Annotated in this window: 25 protein-coding genes; 15 read left to right on the forward strand and 10 right to left on the reverse strand. The window is 43.6% G+C overall.

Annotated elements, in window-relative coordinates:
* On the reverse strand, positions 1-417 hold a 417-nt coding region (locus HMPREF9439_RS11915), incomplete at its 3' end, for a hypothetical protein (protein WP_008865031.1).
* A 439-nt stretch (positions 418-856) separates the two neighbouring features.
* Between HMPREF9439_RS11915 and HMPREF9439_RS11925 the strand changes: the two genes are divergently transcribed.
* Positions 857-1186, forward strand: a complete 330-nt coding sequence (locus tag HMPREF9439_RS11925; RefSeq protein ID WP_040603684.1) for a hypothetical protein — start codon at positions 857-859, stop codon at positions 1184-1186.
* Positions 1167-1538: a hypothetical protein gene (locus HMPREF9439_RS11930; RefSeq protein ID WP_008865034.1), complete on the forward strand. Its 372-nt coding sequence runs from the start codon at positions 1167-1169 to the stop codon at positions 1536-1538. The genes HMPREF9439_RS11925 and HMPREF9439_RS11930 overlap by 20 nt, the downstream gene beginning before the upstream one ends.
* A gap of 62 nt (positions 1539-1600) precedes the next feature.
* On the opposite strand, the gene HMPREF9439_RS12970 is transcribed toward HMPREF9439_RS11930, so the two are convergent.
* Entirely contained in the window at positions 1601-2296 is a 696-nt protein-coding gene (locus tag HMPREF9439_RS12970) for a LexA family transcriptional regulator (RefSeq protein WP_008865035.1), read from the reverse strand.
* Between the two features lie 62 nt (positions 2297-2358).
* Here HMPREF9439_RS12970 and HMPREF9439_RS11940 point away from each other — a divergent pair, with 62 nt between their 5' ends.
* Both HMPREF9439_RS11940 and HMPREF9439_RS11945 read left to right on the forward strand, forming a co-directional pair.
* Positions 2359-2628: a transcriptional regulator gene (locus tag HMPREF9439_RS11940; RefSeq protein WP_008865036.1), complete on the forward strand. Its 270-nt coding sequence runs from the start codon at positions 2359-2361 to the stop codon at positions 2626-2628.
* Positions 2618-2821: a helix-turn-helix transcriptional regulator gene (locus HMPREF9439_RS11945; protein ID WP_008865037.1), complete on the forward strand. Its 204-nt coding sequence runs from the start codon at positions 2618-2620 to the stop codon at positions 2819-2821. The genes HMPREF9439_RS11940 and HMPREF9439_RS11945 overlap by 11 nt, the downstream gene beginning before the upstream one ends.
* Before the next feature lie 77 nt (positions 2822-2898).
* Here the strand turns inward: HMPREF9439_RS11945 and HMPREF9439_RS13305 are convergent, their stop codons facing one another.
* The 4 genes from HMPREF9439_RS13305 to HMPREF9439_RS11965 form a co-directional block, all read right to left on the reverse strand.
* The gene (locus HMPREF9439_RS13305; protein WP_008865038.1) at positions 2899-3171 is read right to left on the reverse strand and encodes a hypothetical protein; all 273 of its coding nucleotides are present in this window, start codon (positions 3169-3171) and stop codon (positions 2899-2901) included.
* 186 nt (positions 3172-3357) lie between these two features.
* The gene (locus HMPREF9439_RS13235; protein WP_157645890.1) at positions 3358-3678 is read right to left on the reverse strand and encodes a hypothetical protein; all 321 of its coding nucleotides are present in this window, start codon (positions 3676-3678) and stop codon (positions 3358-3360) included.
* Positions 3679-4082: 404 nt separating this feature from the next.
* Positions 4083-4310 carry a hypothetical protein gene (locus HMPREF9439_RS13310; protein WP_008865041.1) on the reverse strand — a complete coding sequence of 76 codons (228 nt, stop codon included), beginning with the start codon at positions 4308-4310 and terminating at the stop codon, positions 4083-4085.
* 15 nt (positions 4311-4325) lie between these two features.
* Positions 4326-4796, reverse strand: a complete 471-nt coding sequence (locus HMPREF9439_RS11965) for a hypothetical protein (RefSeq protein WP_008865042.1) — start codon at positions 4794-4796, stop codon at positions 4326-4328.
* Between the two features lie 98 nt (positions 4797-4894).
* On the opposite strand from HMPREF9439_RS11965, the gene HMPREF9439_RS11970 reads away from it, so the two are divergent.
* From HMPREF9439_RS11970 to HMPREF9439_RS11990, 5 genes are read left to right on the forward strand one after another with little or no spacing between them, the layout of a single operon-like run.
* Complete coding sequence (locus HMPREF9439_RS11970; protein WP_008865043.1) at positions 4895-5626, forward strand: hypothetical protein; 732 nt, start codon at positions 4895-4897, stop codon at positions 5624-5626.
* 24 nt (positions 5627-5650) lie between these two features.
* Positions 5651-5986, forward strand: a complete 336-nt coding sequence (locus HMPREF9439_RS11975) for a hypothetical protein (protein WP_040603686.1) — start codon at positions 5651-5653, stop codon at positions 5984-5986.
* A 13-nt stretch (positions 5987-5999) separates the two neighbouring features.
* Entirely contained in the window at positions 6000-6536 is a 537-nt protein-coding gene (locus tag HMPREF9439_RS11980; protein ID WP_008865045.1) for a hypothetical protein, read from the forward strand.
* Between the two features lie 56 nt (positions 6537-6592).
* Entirely contained in the window at positions 6593-7300 is a 708-nt protein-coding gene (locus HMPREF9439_RS11985; RefSeq protein ID WP_157645891.1) for a hypothetical protein, read from the forward strand.
* A gap of 2 nt (positions 7301-7302) precedes the next feature.
* Positions 7303-8286: a hypothetical protein gene (locus HMPREF9439_RS11990; protein WP_008865047.1), complete on the forward strand. Its 984-nt coding sequence runs from the start codon at positions 7303-7305 to the stop codon at positions 8284-8286.
* 49 nt (positions 8287-8335) lie between these two features.
* Here the strand turns inward: HMPREF9439_RS11990 and HMPREF9439_RS11995 are convergent, their stop codons facing one another.
* Positions 8336-9193: a hypothetical protein gene (locus tag HMPREF9439_RS11995; RefSeq protein ID WP_008865048.1), complete on the reverse strand. Its 858-nt coding sequence runs from the start codon at positions 9191-9193 to the stop codon at positions 8336-8338.
* A 491-nt stretch (positions 9194-9684) separates the two neighbouring features.
* Here HMPREF9439_RS11995 and HMPREF9439_RS12005 point away from each other — a divergent pair, with 491 nt between their 5' ends.
* Both HMPREF9439_RS12005 and HMPREF9439_RS12010 read left to right on the forward strand, forming a co-directional pair.
* A complete protein-coding gene (locus HMPREF9439_RS12005; protein WP_157645892.1) occupies positions 9685-14334 on the forward strand; it encodes an autotransporter domain-containing protein in 4650 nt (1549 codons plus the stop codon).
* 62 nt (positions 14335-14396) lie between these two features.
* Positions 14397-15482, forward strand: a complete 1086-nt coding sequence (locus tag HMPREF9439_RS12010) for a hypothetical protein (protein ID WP_008865051.1) — start codon at positions 14397-14399, stop codon at positions 15480-15482.
* Here HMPREF9439_RS12010 and HMPREF9439_RS12015 read toward each other — a convergent pair.
* Positions 15435-16343 (reverse strand): hypothetical protein, encoded by a 909-nt coding sequence (locus tag HMPREF9439_RS12015; protein WP_157645893.1) that lies wholly within the window; start codon positions 16341-16343, stop codon positions 15435-15437. The genes HMPREF9439_RS12010 and HMPREF9439_RS12015 overlap by 48 nt on opposite strands.
* Positions 16344-16582: 239 nt before the next feature.
* Between HMPREF9439_RS12015 and HMPREF9439_RS12020 the strand changes: the two genes are divergently transcribed.
* From HMPREF9439_RS12020 to HMPREF9439_RS12030, 3 genes are read left to right on the forward strand one after another with little or no spacing between them, the layout of a single operon-like run.
* A complete protein-coding gene (locus tag HMPREF9439_RS12020) occupies positions 16583-16822 on the forward strand; it encodes a hypothetical protein (protein ID WP_008865053.1) in 240 nt (79 codons plus the stop codon).
* Entirely contained in the window at positions 16803-18914 is a 2112-nt protein-coding gene (locus HMPREF9439_RS12025; protein WP_008865054.1) for an ArdC-like ssDNA-binding domain-containing protein, read from the forward strand. Before HMPREF9439_RS12020 ends, HMPREF9439_RS12025 begins: the two co-directional genes overlap by 20 nt.
* A gap of 2 nt (positions 18915-18916) precedes the next feature.
* Positions 18917-19264, forward strand: coding sequence for a hypothetical protein (locus tag HMPREF9439_RS12030; protein WP_008865055.1), 348 nt, complete (start codon positions 18917-18919; stop codon positions 19262-19264).
* A gap of 109 nt (positions 19265-19373) precedes the next feature.
* On the opposite strand, the gene HMPREF9439_RS12035 is transcribed toward HMPREF9439_RS12030, so the two are convergent.
* The gene (locus HMPREF9439_RS12035) at positions 19374-19676 is read right to left on the reverse strand and encodes a helix-turn-helix domain-containing protein (RefSeq protein WP_008865056.1); all 303 of its coding nucleotides are present in this window, start codon (positions 19674-19676) and stop codon (positions 19374-19376) included.
* Positions 19666-20004: a type II toxin-antitoxin system RelE/ParE family toxin gene (locus HMPREF9439_RS12040; RefSeq protein ID WP_008865057.1), complete on the reverse strand. Its 339-nt coding sequence runs from the start codon at positions 20002-20004 to the stop codon at positions 19666-19668. Before HMPREF9439_RS12040 ends, HMPREF9439_RS12035 begins: the two co-directional genes overlap by 11 nt.
* Before the next feature lie 147 nt (positions 20005-20151).
* Here HMPREF9439_RS12040 and HMPREF9439_RS13315 point away from each other — a divergent pair.
* Positions 20152-20362: lysozyme family protein (locus HMPREF9439_RS13315; RefSeq protein ID WP_040603688.1), on the forward strand; the 211-nt coding region annotated here is incomplete at its 3' end.

The following is a 20362-nucleotide window of genomic DNA, read 5'->3' on the forward strand; positions in this document are numbered from 1 at the left end:
AGCATCGTTATTTATGCTTGGAGCATTGCTTGGAGCACCATTTTCTTTCCAACGAGCCTCAGCCGCACGTTTACTTTTAATCGACCGTTGCTCTGATAAAAGTTTGTGGTGGGCCTTGGTTTCCAATTCTTCCTGGATAATCGCATCGTAGGCGGCACTCCTCCAGAAACTAGCATCTCGGTTAAAGAATCTCCTCAACACGACGTGAAGAGCGCCTTCTTCTTCAGCTGTGTGAGTAGGACACAAACCCAAAACATCTAAGTCTTCCAGAGGAGACTGTTTGATGAGGTAACCTGTGCGCAGAACAAACAAAATACCTCTGTGAAGGATCGGAAGAGGTAGAAAATCTCTAATGAATTCTTCTTGACTAATTGGACTAATTCCCTGTTCAAGAGAATTCTTTTTAACTGCGGACATTATTGGTTCTCCTTTCCGGGAAAAGTCTCTTTTGCGCAATTTCTTAACATGGCGGAAGGTTGATACAAACCATTCCCATCCTCATTGAAGTACCATCCGAGAACACGTTCCAGTTCTTCTGTTGTACTTAAGTTTTCGTCCACGCTTATTTGAGACAAGGCTTGCCCGAACGAAAACGGACCGCCAAACAGAAAATACAAATTCACTAATCGAGAGAGAATTCCGCTTTGAACCAGCGTGAGATCCAGATGAATTGAAGAACTCTCCAAGGGATCAATTATGTAAGGTCTAATCATTCGTTAATACCTTTTTAAAGAAAGATTTTCTTAACAAAGATAATAAGTGATTCTTTCCAAAATAGTAAAGGATTACTTGACGAATTGCAAGCTATCTCATTAGAATGAAGTATCCTTATTGTTTTGCTGGTTCGAGACTTGCTATGTGCAAACATTTTGCTTTTACATTAATGCTTTTCTCTTTGTCGTTATCTTCGGGAAATGCTTCAGCCGCAACGCTCGAAGACATTGAAAAATTTAATAAAGATCAATTCATGGAGTACGTTCGCTTGCTGGATAATGTCGAAACTAATCAAACAAATTGCGATCTACTTCATGGAGTACAAAGTAGGCTGTCTTCGAAGGAATTTGATTTGCAACTTAAAGATCAACTCTCTGTTCCTGAACAGCTTCTTATTACGGAAAAGGTCTGGAATTACCATTTAAGATGTGAAAATTTCTGGAAAAGTTACTATGAGAGCAAGAAAAAATAAAATTCAAAAAAAGAACTTCTCTATAAGCAAATATTTAGCTTTTACATTGATGCTTTTTTCTTTGTCGTTATCTTCGGGAAATGCTTCAGCTACAACGCTCGAAGACATTGAAAAATTTAATAAAGATCAATTCATGGATTACGTTCGCATGCTGGATAACGTCGAAACCAATCAAACAAATTGCGATATGCTTCATGGGGTACAAAGTAGGTTGTCTTCGAAGGAATTTGATTTGCAACTTAAAGATCAACTCTCTGTTCCTGAACAGCTTCTTATTACGGAGAAGGTACGGGATTACCGTTTAAGATGTGAAAATTTCTGGAAAAACTACTACGAGAGCAAGAAAAAATAATTTAAAAATAAGCTCTAAGAGTTAACCAAAGAATAAAAAGCGATAAAGTAGCTAGGAGGAGTTTAATTATCAAATACCCCCCCCCTATGGGTTTTTCGTATTGTGAAACTCCTTCTAAGTTCCTTTAATACACCAAGTATTTCAATTTCTTTCGTTGAATTAGAAATCGTTGGGTAATCCGGATTCAACGGTTTGAGATTAATAATTATTTTATTGTCAATCGCCTGCTCGGTATACTTTCTGAAAAGAATTTTCCCATCATACTCTGCTAAAACAAAACATCCCGGTTGAGGGAGTTCTTTACTCTCGAACAACAATAAATCTCCAGAAAAAAACTCTGGCGCCATAGATTGATCTAGCAAAGCCCAAGCAAACGCGCCCTCAGTTAAAACAAGTGAAGAAGTAATAGAGTTTTTCTCGGAACGCTGATTCTCAGGAATAGTCGTATGGCTAAGTAAATAATCATCAGAAAGGATTGGAAGTTTTGTCTGAGATCCGCCTCCTTCTGTTTCACTAACTTTGCTACTAAGTGCATTTGCAGATTGGGCTAACAAGGCTAAGGAGGGAGATATTTCTTCCAACTTGCAACCTAAACCTTTTGCGAATTTAACGACAACAGCCAAATTCAAAGGAGCTTTCCCAAGCAGGTACTGCGAGACCATGGCTCCAGAGCCGATCCCATAACGCTTGCCAAACTCCCTTTGGGAGAGCTTGTGCCTCTCATTCCACAATAATTTCAACCGTTCACTATCTTTCATATTTGATGAGTTTAGGTATAATTATGTAAAGAATTTCTTTATTTTTAAGTGAAGAATAACTTATGAACAGGAACCAGAGTCTTTTAGTTGCTATTGGAATAATTGGTTCAGGAGCTAAGCTAGCAAAGCTTCTAGGTGTTTCCCGGGCCGCTATAAGTTGCGCAGTCTGTGGTCGTATGCCCGTCCCCAAATCTTGGTGTCCTGTTATTGAGCTGGAGACCAAAGGTCAGGTTAAGTGCGAAGACTTATTGCCGGGTATCGATTGGTCCATTTTTAGAAATTTGCCTAAGACCAAAGAAACACATCCGGAAGGAGGAAATTGTGTCGCCTAATCCTTCTTATATTTCCATTGCAACCACGGCTAAGAGATTGAACAAATCCATCCGAACCATTTGGCGATGGACAAATCAAAAGAAAGCAGAAGGTTTTCCGCAGCCGATCAAACTCTCTGCCGGAACAACAGTGCTGGACTTTGAAGAATTGCTGCGTTGGGAAGAAAAAAAGAAAACAAACACTCTCGTGTAATTATTTTTCAAAAATCTTCCCCCGCATAACTAACTAAAAACCCAAGAGAGAACCATGGAGCACGTCACCAGCGCATTCTATTTAACGATGCTCGGCTTAGCCTGTATAGCCGCTGCTCCTCTGTTTTTGTTCCAAAAGCATGAGTCTGTTTTTTGCGCAGCTCCTCTCTTGTTATTGCTCGGGCTCTCGATACTAATTATCGGACTGGCAGGGCTGAAGGGAGTATCGCTATGAGAACCTTCTTTGAAAGCATTGAAGGAAAAATGAGAAATGAACTGGCTTCTGCTATCGACTATAGGATGCTCTCTGTTTGTTTTATTCACCTCTTCCGGAACAGAAAAATCGTCCATAAGGAAAACCTTATTGGGAATCTTTCTCTTCCCGTCAGCCTCATTTTGTTTGATGTTGAAAAATCAAGACCGACTTCTTTCCTTGCTGGAAGGGGCGATCCCCTGCGGGTTTTACGAAACACTGAAAGCTCACTACGCTGCCGAGTTCATTATTTTTCTCTACGGAAGCATCTCTTTGGCAAGTATTTACTTTTGTCTCGATCTCAGTCTTGCGCGGGACTGGTCTTCAAGAAGATGGAATCTCTTTTTTGTCCTGATGACCCTGACTTTTATTCTTCTTTCCCTACTTTTAAAGGTTTTCGACTCAGGATTAAATCTGTTTTGCTCCGTCTGATTTCTTTCGTCTCCCATTTCAGCTACGACAAAGGCAGAAAACAAAGCACACAAAGCAGACATTGCAGTACAGAGAAAATTTACCGCAGCTGGGAATTCTGTCCAGACGAAAAACAGACAAAAGAAGACAAGACCTGCGCCTATCAGCAACCTTTTTACCAATGTTGTTTTCATTTAGATTGTCTCCGAGGGTTGAATAGATATTTATCTTTGCAAACTAAATTTTATTCTTATCCTCGGAGGCCCCTTTTCCTCGGGGCTTTAGGGAAAGCTAGAGCCCTTTTGGCGCCGCGTGGGTGTCTGAAAACTATGCTGCTGCAAGCATTTACTTCGAGGTTTATTGCTTGGTCTCAGTATTTGTGCATAGCAAAATTCTCTTCCCATTTGTTCAGAACACGATCTGGCCGGATCGGCCAGCGGCGCTGTTTCTTATTCCTAAGGGCCGCGGACTACCCAAAAATGATTGGAGAAAATGGAGGAACTAAATGTTAGCGTTCTTCTATTTGATGGGTGCCGGCTTTTCATCATTTTTTCTAGTACTGGTGGTGATTAATTCGGTCAATCCTTCCGATTCGTTTTTAGATAATTTCGTAATAACCTGCAAATTCTTTTTTTCCATATCGTTCGTTACTGGGCTCATCTGCACTTTCTATTTCTGTGTTCGCGGCTTCCTTACTGCGATAGGTATAGGAGGCTAGATATGGATTGGCTTTATTACTTGCTCGGAGCTTTTGCGCCACTAGCCATAGCTTTCTTCTTATGGTCGATAGGAAGAGACTATCTAATCGAATCATTTTTAAAAGCATGGGCTCTTATCTGCTTTATTGCTCTTGTTGTTTTAGCTCTGAAAGAACCTTGTGAACCTCTGACAACTGAAACTCCTGCAAAGAAAAATAACAGCGAAAGTTCATGCTGGTTTCAGCTTGAACAAAAACATCTATCCGGCCCACTTTTTGGGTTTCCCACCTATCGGGTAGGTAATCCACTACAAATTGCCAAGCAGGAGAATGAGCTATGAGAGTTTTATTCAGTTCTATCCGCTTGACAATTTCACCGGTGTTTGAAAGGAACCTTCCTGAGATACTTGTAATGGACAGCACAATGACCTGTTCGTCTTTGGCTGACATGGATAAAAGAACTTTTCGGTGCCATTTTCCGATATTTTTATCAGCCATTGCAGAGACTCTAAACATATTTCTGCGAATTTCATATCCGCCTTTAAAACTATTAAAAAATAGTGTAACCAATGCAGCAATACCACCGACAGAAATAACGGTTGAGAGTTCACCCATTTTTTTCCTCCGAGGGTTGATTAGATATTTATTTACGCAAACTAAATTCTATTCTTCCCTTCGGAGACCTCTGTCTATCATGTTTTGAGGGCTCAATAATGAAAACAATCCATCAAATCCCAAAACTTAAAAAACTTTTGACGGCTGCCATTGTCAGCAGCGGCCTTTTTGCAATCGGTTTTCATGCCTTAGCAGAAGACACGGATTACTCGAAAATCCCCGGGATGCCCAAAATCGACATCATGACCGGCAATGATCGCTGGGGATGTGAAGTTCTCCTCTGTTTGGCTAATCCAAACGGCCCCCGCGCTGTTTCTGAATGCCGTCCTCCGATTGACAAACTTTTTGATTGTCTTTCTTGGCGTCATCCGTGTAAGTTTCCGTCCTGCCCGATGGCCGGAGACGGCAACTATGCGAAGCAGCTTAGTGACGGATTTGATCCTTGCTCATTGCAAGGCATGGAGGATGCTCCTCAAGGATGGATTGTCGAAGGCAACATAAATGACAGCAATCAGTTCAAGACCGACCGGCGTCAAAACAAACTGCTGAGGAAAAACAATGCTGATTACAACTGGGGCGGAGAACATTGGTTCAAGGCCACCGAAGACTCAGCCGGTCATTGGGGTGGGACTAAGGCGTGCGTAAGAGGATACCAAGGCACGGCCTATGAAGCTTACAGCTGCTATGACAGTTCCGGAGACAGTTCATACAGCACAACATGTTACCGGCCGGTGAAAGTTTACGAGGAAGTTGTTTGGCAGAAATACCAGTCCAGACGAGCGATTGACGTTTTCATCAACGGCAAAAATTGGACTCGCGTGCATTGGTAGAGCGCCTGATTAGAAGGAATGAGCATGATTGAAATCACAGCTTCAGATATTTTTTGGATCGGCGCGATGGACAAAATAGAGATCGGCTTAATTGTAATGTTCCTGTTTGCTCTCTTTTTGGTCTTTATGGCTGTCGATTCGAGTTCCGTAGCAATTTTCTTATTTGCTCTCCTACTTGGTATTTTTTCCATGACTGCATGGGTCTTTATTCCAAGTTCGAAAACTTTAGCTGCTATGAAAGTTCTTCCGGCAATCGTAAACAATCAGCGAATACAAGGCGTCGCCGAAAATGCTTTGGAACTGACAGAACGTTTCCTTAAGCAATATCTGGAAACTCAACCCGGCAAAACGAACAAGTAAGGAGTACGTTCTAATGACAAACAACGAAGAATACATTCCTATTCTCAACGGTTACTCCTTTGAGTATCGGTTTTCAGAGAAGAAACCGCGTCTGATAAGACTGGGCTTTTATGATTCGAGAGACAAGAGGCTCTATGAGTCCGATGACCTAACCATCTTTTTCTGCCTGGCATTTTTTGCCAAAAGAACGGAAAAGCTTTTACCGGAAATTTCGGCTGACTGGTGGAACACGATAGAAGCCCACTACGGACTTCCGATTTACTCAGAAAACCTTCCGGAAACCGATCAATTCAAGGCATTTGTTAAGAGAGTCGAAATCCCGAATAAAAACGAGAACTGGTTCCCTGCAAAGCTGCATCTGCTCACAACCAAGGGAACTTACTTCCGAATGGATATTTGTAATGTCTTAAAACAAGTCCGAGAACTGACAAGCTCGACGGAAGCCGCCTTCCCAGAGATTTATTCCGACGAACTCTCAGAAGATGATTGGTGGCACAAGGCGATGGGGTGTCACTTTCACGCTTGCCCTTACGGATCTCACTGCTGCTAGGGAGAGTCATGATTTTAAACAGTTTTTGCATAATCGTATTATCAGTCGCAATCCTGATGAATAGTTTCACCCAGTCTTGCCATACAAAGTCAATCCGAGCATTAAACGACAAACTGGCAGATTTAAGACTCAGATTTAACAGCAGTCGTGGCAAAGAGGAAGAAATTCACGCAGAGAAAATTAGAAAAGAAAATAAAGACTGGTGTCAAGAAGATTCAAAAATATTCGAACAAAATTATCTTGTGTGCAGCCCTCACGCTTCAAAGCTTTGTTCTTATTTAACAGATACGGAAAAAGGCATCCTCATGTCGGTTATCCGCTGCTGTGTTGATAACAGCTCCGGTAATGATGGATATTATTTTAATAACTGCTGTATCTCCAATGAAAGCTACTTCACCGGCTTCTCTTACTGTTATGTTCCTTATTCGGATATGCAAAATGCCCTTAAGGACTTACAAAATAAATATTTTTGGTATGCGAAGAACGGAGAGCCTTGGTTTTTCAGGATATTAGACGGAGCGACTGTCCCGTCTGCAATCAGAGGTACGTTCAAAGGTAAATGGAATTTGTTTATTAATCGGTTTAAATCTAATTCCTACATCTGCGACACGATGCATCCGGTTTTTACTCCCGAAGCGCAAGCGATTTTAATGAAGCCGCTTCTGGAAGCTTATCGCTCGGGACGGGTTAAACACATTGATGATTTTGACCTTTTAAGACTCAGCCCATCTCATCAAAATGAGGACAAGACAAAGGAGGAATAATAATGCTTAGAAAAGAAGATTTTCCCAAAGAACCGATTGAAATCCTGAAGGACGTTTTGACTTCGGAAGAATTTAAAGGAATTGCCTCCCTTAATCAGGAACGTCTCCGCTGCATCGCAGCAGCAGACAGACTGATGGGGGAAGCAGTTGAAATTGAATCGAAATTATTAGTTCAACTAAATAGGATTCGAAGCATCGAGGCTGAAATCATGCTTAAAAACAGCACGGCTAAGATGCAGGAGGCCGATAGGGCTTACGCCTATGAGTTGTTTAATGACTCCTGCATCTATGAGTCTGCTGAAGTTAGAGCTTACCGGGCAGGTGTTCTTCCTTTACGCAAAGAATATCCGGAGCAATGCCATCCATCTAATAAGCTGGTTCAAGCATTCAAGCAGTATTCAGAAGCCTGCGAGGCATTTTTAGGTGAGCCGATACCGAAAGGCAAAAACATTAATGAAGAAGTAACAAACTTCCTTACACAACGGAAATTTGACACTGTCTTTCGACAGGCGGTGAATACAATTATTTCAGATAACTCCAGAGAGACGAGGCTTTTGGAGCAAGAAAAAACCATTGAAGATTGCAAAAACAAGCTTGCGGCTCTTCGTCAGCTTTTTTACTACTTTGCTCACTGCGGAGAAAACGACGAAAGCTGCGATAAAAGGCTGTCGCTTGCAAAGAATGTTTCCTCTTTAATCTTCCCAGCTAATGATTCGGAAGAAGCTTTTTGGAACGACTCTGCCAAAGATTTATTTGAGACTCTTCTTATTCTTTTCACTAAAAGTTTTGGGAGCGATTTTTACGCCATCGTTAAGTTGACTCAAGACGTTGAGAAGTTTAGTGGCGAGTTAGAGAAAATTGCTCAAGATGATCAAGGACAGGAATGCTCTGAAAGCATCCAACGATTTTTGAGTAATTCGGAGGCCACCAAGGCAGGCATTGTTGCTCATATGAACACTCAATTGCTCCGTTTTATCTATCCCTGATTTATGTAAGAGGATTGCTGTTCATGTTTACACTCGTCACAAAGTCAGTTCATTTGCTCTCTAATGAAAGGAGAGTACATATGAAATCATTGAAAGAAAAAACTCCACAATGCCTTGCTAGAGATCCTAAGTTTAAGGTCTTGGGAAGAACCATCAGACGAGTATTCAATTCACACCATGGAAGCAAACCTTGGCTTGGAAAAATTTCTTTTTCATTTATTGGCACAGTGCTTATTTCTTGGATAAACGCTAGAAGTTTTTCTTTTTCCAGCCAAAAATTCCCGGGAACCAAAAAACAATCGTATTTCAAAAAGTCCCAAGTTCTACTCTTGTTGATAAAAAGAGAGGTGACTGTGCCATGAATAACCCAATCTCTTTTAAGAATCTTGCTGAGATAACGCAATTTAAGCGTCCTATGAGAGCCGTCAGGATTGAGCCAAAGCAAACTTCCTGGAATCCAGGAAAAGTGATAAAACTCCGGACATTTAGCGAGCATATGGTCTCTCGGATCAGCTTTAATGCTCCTAGAAAGATCGTCCCACTCTTTCTGTGCCTCAGAAAGAGAGTTTCTGTAACAAGCCAAATGCTCATGATAATTTACAATCTCAAGTTCATCGAGAGGCTTACCGTAAGCAACAAACGGTTTTGGACGTCCTCCGCTAATCGAGGTAATTTCCGTAATATCTGCAAGTATGGGTTTTTGACGTTCGTTGATAAGATCATAAGATCTCAGAAAATTCAACAGCGTCATTGCACTTTCCTCTTTGAGCAAAGTCTTTGCATCAATCAACGTATTAGATGCAAAAAGCTCAAAAATATCACTGATCCTCTTTGCGTACTCTCTGCTAAAAAACTGAGGAAAAGCCAGTCCAAGAGGAAAAAGAACATCAAACAAGTTGGAAATCATTTAGACGATCTTAAGAGTGGAATTTCGGCCATTTTCCTTTGCAAACCAGAAACAAAATATTAAGCAATTCGGAATAATAGTTTATGAGAATCAACAATCAAGAAATCAAAAACGCGGAAATTTCTGTGGTATCCGAACGGAAAGTCCAAGGACTCAAAGGACTCAAAGCAATTTTTACTTACGAGGCCCGGATAAAGAAAAAAGGTCGGACGTATAAAAAACAGTCTGAAGATTTGGGATTCCTTCAGAACTGGCTGCTCTCTCAATTAGAGGCTGCATAGATATGTAGTCGCAAAGTTTAATGTCCGGGACTGCAATCTGCTTCTAAAATAGAAGTTGGTTAATGTTCTTGGCAGGACACGTTAACCGTCCCGGACACCCCAATTGTAAGTCCTGCCCCGTAGGGAAAGTACGGTGAAAGTTTCGCTTTCCAGTGAATGTTCGTAACAGATTGCACAAAAGTCCTGCCAGATTTTTTGATCAAAAAAGTTATGAACAAAATATTCAAATCCATATGGAGTAAAAGAAGAGGCTGTTACGTAGCTGTTTCTGAGAATAAAACAGCTCTCACTAAAAAATCTTGCAAGGCATATGTTGTTTTGGCTTCCGCGCTCATAGGGATAAGTGCGGTCAATGCCGAGGCAACTGTAACGGATCTCTCGGGAGAAGAGCCTTTCAGCGGAACCTACGGTAACTATGAAACGGATTGGGTCGTAAAAGGCTCTCCGGTGATGAGCGGAGAATACTTCGGAAAAAGTGTTGTAATGGCGTCCTCCGATCCGTCTTCGCCGGTCTCTCTGACAATCACAGAAGAAGGAAAACTCAACCTAAAAGAGGGGTCTTTATCTATCGGAAACACCAACAACTGGGATTTCACAGCAGGGCATGAACAATTCACAAACAACGGCACTATTACCGTTGAGGGGGGCACCCTTTCGTATCGTGGCTCTTCCGGAGACAGCTTCACAGGCACCGGAAGTATTAATGCCAGTGGCGTTTATTTACACGGTGATCACAATATCTCCCAAGGTAGCATAGAAACATCCCGCATGGAGTTAGAGGACGCGAGCTTAACTCTTAATTCATTAACTGGAGACTACATAGATATCCGTGATGAAAATTCCTCTTTGATCGTCAAAGAAGGAGAAGTTAATGGCCTTTTTAGTAATTATGGTGAGGCGGAATTCAACAATTTAACCCTATCCGGTCTATATCACGGAAAAGGAAAACTTATAGTCCACGACACGCTTAGAGGAGGCACGATCGGTGGAACCGTTGGAATAGGTGTTCAGAACTCGGATGGGTTCGACATTATTGTCGGTAAAAATTTAATTACAAACCCCAATCTTGTTAATACTGCAACCATCATCCAAAAGGGCGGCCACTCTTCTATAAGTACGGAATCCTATTCGACCTTTTCCGGCTCGTTTATTCAAGAAGGGGGAGAAACAGAATATCTAGTTGAGAATACCGACGGAGATGTCACGCTTGCCGGCAAAATAAACAGCTTTGGCACTTGCCTGAAAAAAGGCGGATCCTTAGTAGTTAAATCGGAAATCAACGATAACAAGAGCTGGTTCCAGAACGATGGAGGAACAGCCGTTTTTGAAAAACAAGTAACGTTAAATCGCGATTTGGAAAACGATGACGGGAGCAATACGACATTTAAAGACAACGTAACGATTCACGGTCTTATAACCAACGGCAGGTTCAAATCTTACGGTACAAGCTATCTTTTCTTTGAAAAAGACTTAACTTTAGATGGAGGTTCTCTTCTTAACGATAGCCATGGGGTCATGGAAATTAACGGAAAACTTGAGTTGGGAGAAAAATCGGAGGCACTGAACCGCGGAATCTTCCGAACCTCCAACTTACTCAATTTTTTTGATTCGTTAGGCGGATCCAAAATTGATGATCTGCACTATATAACACTCGGGGGCGCTCCTACTCAGGAAACTAAGACCGCACGCACTGAACTGTTTCAAAAATATGCTCCGGGTAAAGTCAAAGATTTGAACTTTTTAAACGGAATCGATGGCAAGATTGTTTTCACTGACGTAAATCTTACACAAGCTCAGGTGGACAGCCTGACAAATGCGTTGAGAGCTGACCCCAACTTTGCCCAGGGTTCCATTGAGTTCCAAGGCAATATCTCAAAGGCATCGGATGATGACAAATTAAACACCGCCAAGGTCAATGAACTCTATGAAAATGTCTCCGAACTGAGAGGCGTTATTTACACGGATCGAAAACTTGAGGGTGAAAATTCGGACGTTGTCATTGGCAAAGACGGTCTTAAATACAACAGCGGGTTTGCGGGCATCAATGAAGCCGAAAGCACCACGATTAAAGAAGGGAGAGAACTTACCCTCATCGGGGCGAAAATTGACGGCAAAGGTACGCTTTATGCGATAGCCGAGAAAGTCATCAATGTGATCGGCGAAGGCTCCAAACTCATTCTTGGGTCCTTGGGGCTCTCGGGAAGCAGAGATTATGCCGGAACGGTTAAAGAGATAAACGTTTCGAATCAGGGAGAGTTTAAGGTCGCCGCAGGAAACTATCAAATAGAGAACTTTTCTTCTGTCAGCGGAAAAGCAACGGTGGACAAAGGTGCGGTGCTGGCTGCGGATAAGGCTACTTTCACAATTAACTCTGAGTTTACCAATAACGGCATTGCAACAATTAAGCATCTTAGCGGTCATACCGGTTCTATTCTGACCAACAATGAGAGTCTGACTGTCGAAGGAGAAACCCAGTTCGGAGGAAGACTTCACAACAACAAAGAATTACGCTTAATCGGAACTGCCAATATCGACGGGACATTGGAGAATAAGAACGGAGCAAACCTTATTGCCAATACCGTAAACGTTAACGGCACACTTCGAAATCGTGGCTACATGGAAGCACTCGATAATTCCACGGTTTACGGAACTTTGGAAAATACGGGGCTCATAAAACTCTTTAATTCAGGAATCGAAACCAGAGGTGACATTAACAATACCTTTGCATTGAATGCAACCGGGAAAACGCAAGTCTCGGGGCTGTTGTCCAACGCTCCCGGTGCCGTTGCCGTGTTCCACGGAGAAAATGCCGAGTTGAAGGTAAAGGACGGAGGTTTTGTCACCAACAACGGGACTCTTTCTGCCGACAGCCTGACGATTGAAGAAGGCGGACGTTTTGTCAACGGGGAAAAGTCTTTGCCAAGCAGAAATTTTGCAAAAACAAAACAAACTTCCTCAGTATCCTTGTCAGTCCGGCCGAAGGTGTCGCAGCTGGCTGAACAAGAAGATGCGTTCTTCAATGAGAGTTCTTCAGTTATAGACAAATTGAAACTTGAAGGCGGAAAAATTGATGTTGCCGCAGGACTTTTTGCAGCCAAAGAGTCGGCGCTTGAGGGCGGCGAAGTTTCTGTCGGGACATCCGGGGAGAACACCAAGCCTGCAAAAGCCGAATTCAATCTGCAAACGCCTTTAAATTCTGTGGTGCTAATCCATAGCGACGGCGACCTAGGGCTGGGGCCAAACGCCTTAACTTTTGCGTCTTCTCTCGGGGCTCCTTTGGGGCACGGACGGTTAATCGTAACAAAGAACATTACAGTAGGACCTCAAGGAGGCATAACCGTCGGCAGCCATACAAGTGAAAGAGGCTCCGTCAAAGCCGTCAGCGGCAATCTGATTTTTAAAAACGGTTCCGCTACTGTAGTTGATACTGCAACTTTGAAGAACGGCAATGCGGCTTTTTCTTCCGAGTCCGGCAACTCTTCCGTAATTGTTGAACCTGAGGCGGAACTAATCCTCGGCAATATTGAGAACCCCGGAATCCTATACATTGTCAAAGGATTCAACACTGAAGGCAACAAAAACGGAAGTGATTGGGAAGGAGGCTGGAACGGAGACAATCTTTATGCATTGGCTCAGGACGGTACAGGAATCAATTGGATTCTTGAATTACAAAGCAACCGATCCGATATCTGGGTCAACGCGCAGCTCTCAGACGTCAGAACGCTGTACCCGGACATTGTTGTTCCGAACATCGTCAATAAAGCTCTAGATGGCACCTGCAACGGGGGCCCCGATGAACAGCTGATCTGCCAGATCCTCAAGGATAAGACAGCCGGGCGTGATCTGAAGACGAAGTTGTTGAATTCTGTCGTGATGATCGGTCAAGCGAGCGGAGCCTTGTCTATCACGAATGACTTAGCTGACAATGCGACAGATTCGATTGAAAAGCACCTCTCCTTCCGTGATTACGGCTACTCAAACGGTTATCTGAAGGATTACTCAGGTCTGCATTTGTGGGCTGATATTCTGGGAACGCATCTGAAGACGAAGTCTTTAGACGGAGCCGGAAATATGACCGGAGGCTACAAGGCCTTCGCCGGAGGGCTGATCCTCGGTGCCGATCATCAGTTTGAAGCTATGCCGTCTGTAAGAGCCGGATTTGCAGCTTCCTTCCAAAAAGGTAAAGCTGACTCCCTCGGTGATTACATCGACACCAAGAACAAGTTCAGTCAGTGGATGCTCCACGGCTATGTTGCTAAAGACTTTGGCAATGATCTGAACTGGATTAGTTCTATCAATGTTGGCCAGAACATCAGCAAAGCTTCGCAAGGGCTGCCTTCTTGGTCCGGTTTCAGCAAAGCGGACGCGCGAATCAAGAATACGGTAGCTAATGTTGCCACAAAACTTGAGAAGAACTTCCAAGTCACGGAAAACTTCCAAGTGATTCCTCATGTCGGTGCCCGTTGGCTGCGCACTCATATTCAAGGCCACACAACCAAGCTCAACGGTCAAAAAGCCTTTAGTTATGGCCAGACTTCTACGAACTTGCTGCAACTTCCGGTTGGTGTCGGACTCCAAGGCGAAGCCTATTTCGGAAGCTGGACAGTCCGTCCGCAGGCTGATCTGACCTTCACCTACAACGTTGGGAATCTGAAGAACACGACCCAGGTCTCCGGTGTTTCTATCGGTGAAATGGACTCAATCACCAATGAATTTGCCGGACGTTTCGCGTCGAAGGTGCAGGCCGGATTCCAAGTTGAACGCGGTAATGCTACGGCCGGTCTTCAGTTCGGTTTGACCAAAGGTCCAGCCGGGAAATTAGATGCCGGTATCAAGCTTGAAGGCAGATACCGCTTCTAAAGAAAACTCTTTGCGGGGCGCTCCCGGGTGCCCTGCAAAGAAAGGATTCGCAAGGACCCAAAATGAAAACCACTAAAAGAACACCGGAACGGCAATATTGGATACCCGTCGCAACATCTGAAGAAAAAGGACAAAAATGCTTAGTCTTGAGCAACAGCGCCACTTCTGAAGAGTGTTCGGTCAGTATTTCCAAAATTCTTCTCTGTTTCCTATTGCGGGAAAAATTGAGGAATGTTGAGAGCTGCCAAGGCTTTGAGTGCTCTCCGCTAGCGACAGCGTATTGGGAGAGACTGTCTCAAAACGGTTCTATCCAACTGGCAGATTTAATCACCGACCCGAATTTCGAGATTCTGTACGAACCGGATGTTTCCTATCCCGAGACATTCCGATTTGCGCTAACTTCTATTTCCAACACTACACTTCATTTAGGCCTTTATGACCTCGTATCAGCCATAACCTTTCTGTCTCTATATAAGCGAATACCCGATCCCTATTTTCAAGCAGGTTACGATAAATCAGAGTTGTGGGAGCATTTTTCCTACTTTGAGCCGAAATTTTCCGACCGGCTGTGTGACATCTTCATTTTTGGCAAAAAACAGAACAAACCCGCAGGACAAGATAAAACCTATCGAGAATTCGTTGTAAATGATTCACTGAAAATCGGTGTGGAGAACTCCAAGCTCAAGCCCTTAAAGCTTAAAAAAGTCGGTTCAGGGACGTTAACGAGCGCTGATGTTGAACTTTCTGAAATTTTTGCCGCGGTTGCTTTGCTTCAAGCAATAAAAGAAGGCGACGAAATTAACAACTATTCATATTTGCCGGAAATCTCCAACGCTTGGTGGAACAAACTTTCACGGAAGAAGCTATTGACATCTGAGGGTGTTTCGATTCCGCAAATTGGGGTCCTCTCTCACGAAAACTGTGAGGCCCCGGAAGAAATCAAGATTGCGACTCGACAGGGAGAACTCATCAATCTCACGACTTACCAGCTGCTTACGATACTTTTTTGCCTACAGCTCTGCGGAATTGTTGATGAACCCAAAGTGAATACTTCAAACCGAGGTAATTATTGGAGAGAGGTTTTCAGGTTCTTCCCCGCCTTAAAGGTAAACCTCCTCAGGCAGAAGTTTTCTTATTTGACTATTTAAGTACACATCATGGGCCACATTTTCAATTCGTGTGCGGTAATTAAAAATTTTCCCCGTGCCTTCTTTAACTGCAACAGGGGCGAAATTCCATTTAGGGTTTTTGTCAAAGGGAAAAATCAAGGACAAATTTCTCACAAAAACGTTCCTATTATGGGTGCGCCCCAACCAGCCGTTCCACTTCGCCAAAATGGTTTGCGCAACCGGTTGTTTTTCCTTTCGGGTGATTTTCCTTTCGAAAAAATTGATGTCCAAGGTAAATCCGGAAGTCCGGTCGTAGATAAGAACATTGTTTTGGACCGAAATGCCAGGCACATCAGACAAATTTTTCATGATTTTTTGAAGGGATTCGTGTTCTTTAAAACTAATGTAATTTGTTTCAAACGCAGTATTTTGAGCATAAAGAAAAATTCCTGGCAGGTTCCTCAAACAGCAGTCAGGATGAAGGAAAGCATAGCTTCTAAGAAAATTTTCAAGCATTTTCTGGGCTATTTGTTTATTAATCTTGAAACTCAGCTGGCTATTGATCAGTTCAATGATTTCAAAGAAATTATTGTGCAGGGCCCTGATTACATTGATTTCAGCTTTTGTAACCGTCGCTTTTCTTCTTTCACTCGGAAGGTATGGCTTTCGCTCCGAATCTGCATAATCGCAATGCTCGTAAGCCTCTCTTCTTTCGGCTGGAGATTTCAAATACTGTTTGAGACGATGTTTTGCAGGGGTGACAGAAGGTTCTTGCAAAATATCGCTCAGAAAATGAAGTGCAAATGGGCCGTCGCTTCGATTGTCTTCATGAAGAGTGACATTTTTCGCTTGGACAATATTCAAGCATCCCGGGCAATAAGCAAATGCTTTGTAGAACACTCTGCCCTTTTCGTTTTCGTACTTCAAGAAGTTTGGAGGCTTCTGGTTCGTGAGCTCCTTCAGTTCTTTCAAATCGTGTTCCTTGCCCTCCTCCCGTTCTTCTTTGTTCAAAACAAACGTTTTCATAAGGATCTCCTTGTAAGTGAGGTTATTTGGGGAAATTTAATTATCACCGAAAGGAGATCCTTTTAAAAAATTTCAAAGTTGTCCTTTACTGGACGAATTAGGAGAAATTCCATATGACAACAGCCCAACAAAATCCAAATATTAAAAAATGCGCGGACATTCTTTCCCGTGACACTTCCAAAGCAATGGTTTTAAACCGTTACGGTTCAACTCCTGAAGAAGCCCAAAAATGGGGTTATGTCAAAAACACCTGGGAGGATCAGCAGTTCCAGGATGCGAGATTTAACGCCTTTATCGAAAAGGCAATGAAGGGTGATCCTTGGAGAGACGTAAATGGAAAAGACTTCTTTTGAGAAATTAGCTGAGGATGTATCGTCCAAATTTGCCGATTTGATCGAAGCCGGAAAAGCGCCCTGGTCAATGGGCGGCTCCATCCCGGAGTATCCGGTTGACGCCATAAGCGGAAAACCGCTGGCCGGTATTACCGCGTTGCAGCTGCTGATGAAAGAAAAGAGCGCCGGTTTTTCCGACAACCGATGGCTCACCGAGCCTCAGATTGCTGCGCTTGGAGGGAAAATCTCCAAAGGAGCCCGAGGCATACCGAGCGTTGTCTGGACAGAAACAACAGCGGGAAAACTGACCCAAACCAAAGTCCCGACAACCTACTACAACGTTGAGCAGTGTGAAAACCTCTCTCGGCTGCCGCCTCTTTCTCCCTATAACCATAACCCTCGCGACCTGATGTCGGATATCTGCGTCGGTTTTGGCATCAAACCCGAGCAGAAGTTTGGCAACCCGAGCGCTTATGTCAACAAAAAAAGAGAACTGATTTTAGGAGACTCTTCTGTTTATGATCCGAGCGGGAAAAACTACGATAAAGAGCGCTTAAACGCGGCCCTCGACGGCATCCGGGCCTTGACGAATTTCGTCAATTATCAAAAGCATCAGGACCTTACCAAACAGCCCGAAGACGTCAATGAACTTGCACTCCGAGAAAAATTAGCTCGGACATTCATGCAGTCTTATGCGGGAAGCAGATTCCCGATCCTCGACAAGGACTTTGAACAAGCCGAAAACAAAAACCTTGCGGATTTTATTCGGAAGCACCCCGCATCTCTTTTTACTTCGGCCTCGGATGCTTCACGCCTGGTTGACCGAATCATGGAAATAAGCGAGAGAAGCTATATTTTGTTCGACTACGAGCGTCAGGACGCTTTCATTTTGAAAGCCGGAGAATGCAGAAGTTACCTCGCCAAAGAGTTTTCCAAGCTCAGCCTCTCAGGGACGCTCTTAAACAACAGCGGAGTTCGTGAATTAAAGGATTCGCTTTTCAAACAAGGCTATTTCTCTCCATACAGCTGCAACATCAATATTTTGAATCCCGTTGCGGAAAAGAACCTGTGCAGCCAATTAAATCACTGCGGTTTTCAGTTTGTTGAGAATCGAAATAGGGATAATTTCTTATCTCCCTACGATGCAGACATACTTTTGGCTGCTCAATCCAGAAGCGCCATGATGGCAGAAAGAGCAGAAAAAGCGATTTTGGAATCGGCAATTCCTCCTGACCCCTACAAAAAGGGTTGGCTGGAAACAAAGATCAGTGATCGTCAGCTCTCTCAAGATGAAAATGCTTTTGTTGCAGCCGCCAATAAAACCTGGAATGAGATTGCCTATCGGAGAAGAACAGCCGACAAAGATTTCTTTTCTCTCAAACACTGCTGGGTTGTTGATTTTGATGCCGATACCGTCAGAAAAGCGACACTTAAAGACGCTGTCGGGAAAGCGGCGGATATGGCTGACACTTGGATGGAAAAAGATCATAACTATGGTTCCTCCGTCAGAAGTCCCATCAGAGAAGCATGTCGGGAACTTTTCAACGCACAAAAAGACTCTTCCGAGTATGACGACCTGTTCGGCAGAGTTAAAGCCGAAAAAGAACTTTCTTTCTGCGACCGGATTCTCAATCCGGCTAGAGACTTGGACGGAAGAGGAAATATTGTTCTCCGGGACTTAAACCACAAAGGCTTGGTCATTTGCAGCGACCCTCGGACGCTGCCGGAGGTCTGCTCCTGGGGACCGGAAACTCTGAAAACGCAATGCGCGGAAGTTTTGAAAAAAGAAGGCTTAAGTTTTGAAGCGATTGAAGCGCTGGAAAAAAACGAGCCGGATTACAAAAAGCAGGAACACTTCAACGATTTTTGCAATGCGCAGAAAACGTTCTATTCGATTGAGAGCAAACGAAGGGAAACCGAAGAACTGAATTTAATGAGAAAAACCTTCTCTGACCCAAGCCCGGAAAAAGTTGAGGCGATTAAGGCTGCTGCCAAAGAGCAGATCCGCGCAATGAGGCTTTCAGCGAAATTAGATCAGCAAAGAGGGATGACGCAGCAGTCAAGCGCCTCTGACCGTGAAGCAAATCGAACGCAGCAAGCACCGGAGCGATAACCATGGCCTGGAAAAAGATGACTAAAAGTTCCGTCTTAAAAAGACAACAGGCAGAGACGATGTTTGCCGAAGGCTTCGGGCCTCACAAAGTCTCAAAGTCTTTGAAAGTGAATTTTCACACGGTGCGTGATTGGCAAACCGCGTTTATTGCCAAGCGGGAATGCAGAAACCAAGGAAATACGTTAATTAACCGCACGCTTGCCATGAACCTATTTAGCTGTGGTTACGGGTACAGAACCGTCAGCCGTGTCCTGCGGCTTTCCAGCATTTGGCTCAGTCGTGATTGGGCAAGACAGCATCGCAAGCTGTTAATCATGCAAGCGAGAAAAAATAAGAGGAGCAAAAAATGAAAATAAGACGAACTCTTTATTTTCTCGAAAAGTCCGCTGTGAAAGCTGACTCTCAAGAAGTTCTCAAAGGGACACTCCACGATAAGTCTCAATCCAAGAACCGAAATAATCAGATAAAGCGAATTTCAACCGTTTTGCCAAGAGCGGCTGCGTATCGCTTGAGAGAAGACATCCCCGGCAGCTCACCTCTTCCCAACTTGGTTTCCAACCGGGCCACTGCGGACTGGGATGTTCCCATTCTTGCCGCAATCTCAGCTTGGCTAATCCCGGCGCGTGTTCGCAGCTCCAATACTTTGTCAAGATCCTTAAACTCTGCTCTGACTTCTTCGTATTCTTTGCGGAATTCAGGATCTTTCATCCAATCCGCCGAAGTCTCTTTCCAAGTTTTCTTTGCAAGTCTTCTAGTTTCCACTTTTAAGCTCCTTCAGTCGGTTATAGGCAATTTCCAAGTCCCCCTTTGGAGTCTTCTGAGTCTTTTTAATAATGGAGTGCAAAAGCCAAATTTCTCTTCCGACTTTTGTGCAGTAAAAAACCCTTCCGTTACCACCTGCGGCTTTAGCTCTAACCTCAAAGAGGCCCGGGTAGCCGGTCAGAGTCTTCGTATGCGGTTCTCCAAGATCGCTTCCAAACACCTCCATTTTGTCCAAGAGGTATTTCAATCGAGCTCTTATCTTCAGAGGCATCGCTTCAATTCCCAGACGAACATCCTCCGAAAAAAAATAAATTTCATACCTCGGCATGGTGACTCACTGCTTGTTTTGGTCAGAAGTGATTATATCAAATTTGATATTAAACCTTTACTGTATTCATCCTCTTTGGAGCTAAATTTTAATCAATGCTGCCTGCGTGTAAGGTTAATTATCGGTCTCATCCTTGCGACTCTCTCTTTGTCATCCCAAGCCGATGACTTCGGAGAATTAGCCAAACGCTGCGCCCCGTCTGTTGCAGAAGATACGCTGAGAGCCATCGTTAAAACCGAGTCCGGTTTTAATCCTTACGCAATTGGGGTCGTAAAAGGAAAAGTTAAACAGCCAAAGGCTTACCACGAAGCAATGAGCACCATTGTCGAGCTGGAGCTTTCCGGCGCGGATTATTCCG

It is taken from the genome of Parasutterella excrementihominis YIT 11859, assembly GCF_000205025.1.
Classification (GTDB): Bacteria; Pseudomonadota; Gammaproteobacteria; order Burkholderiales; family Burkholderiaceae_F; genus Parasutterella; species Parasutterella excrementihominis.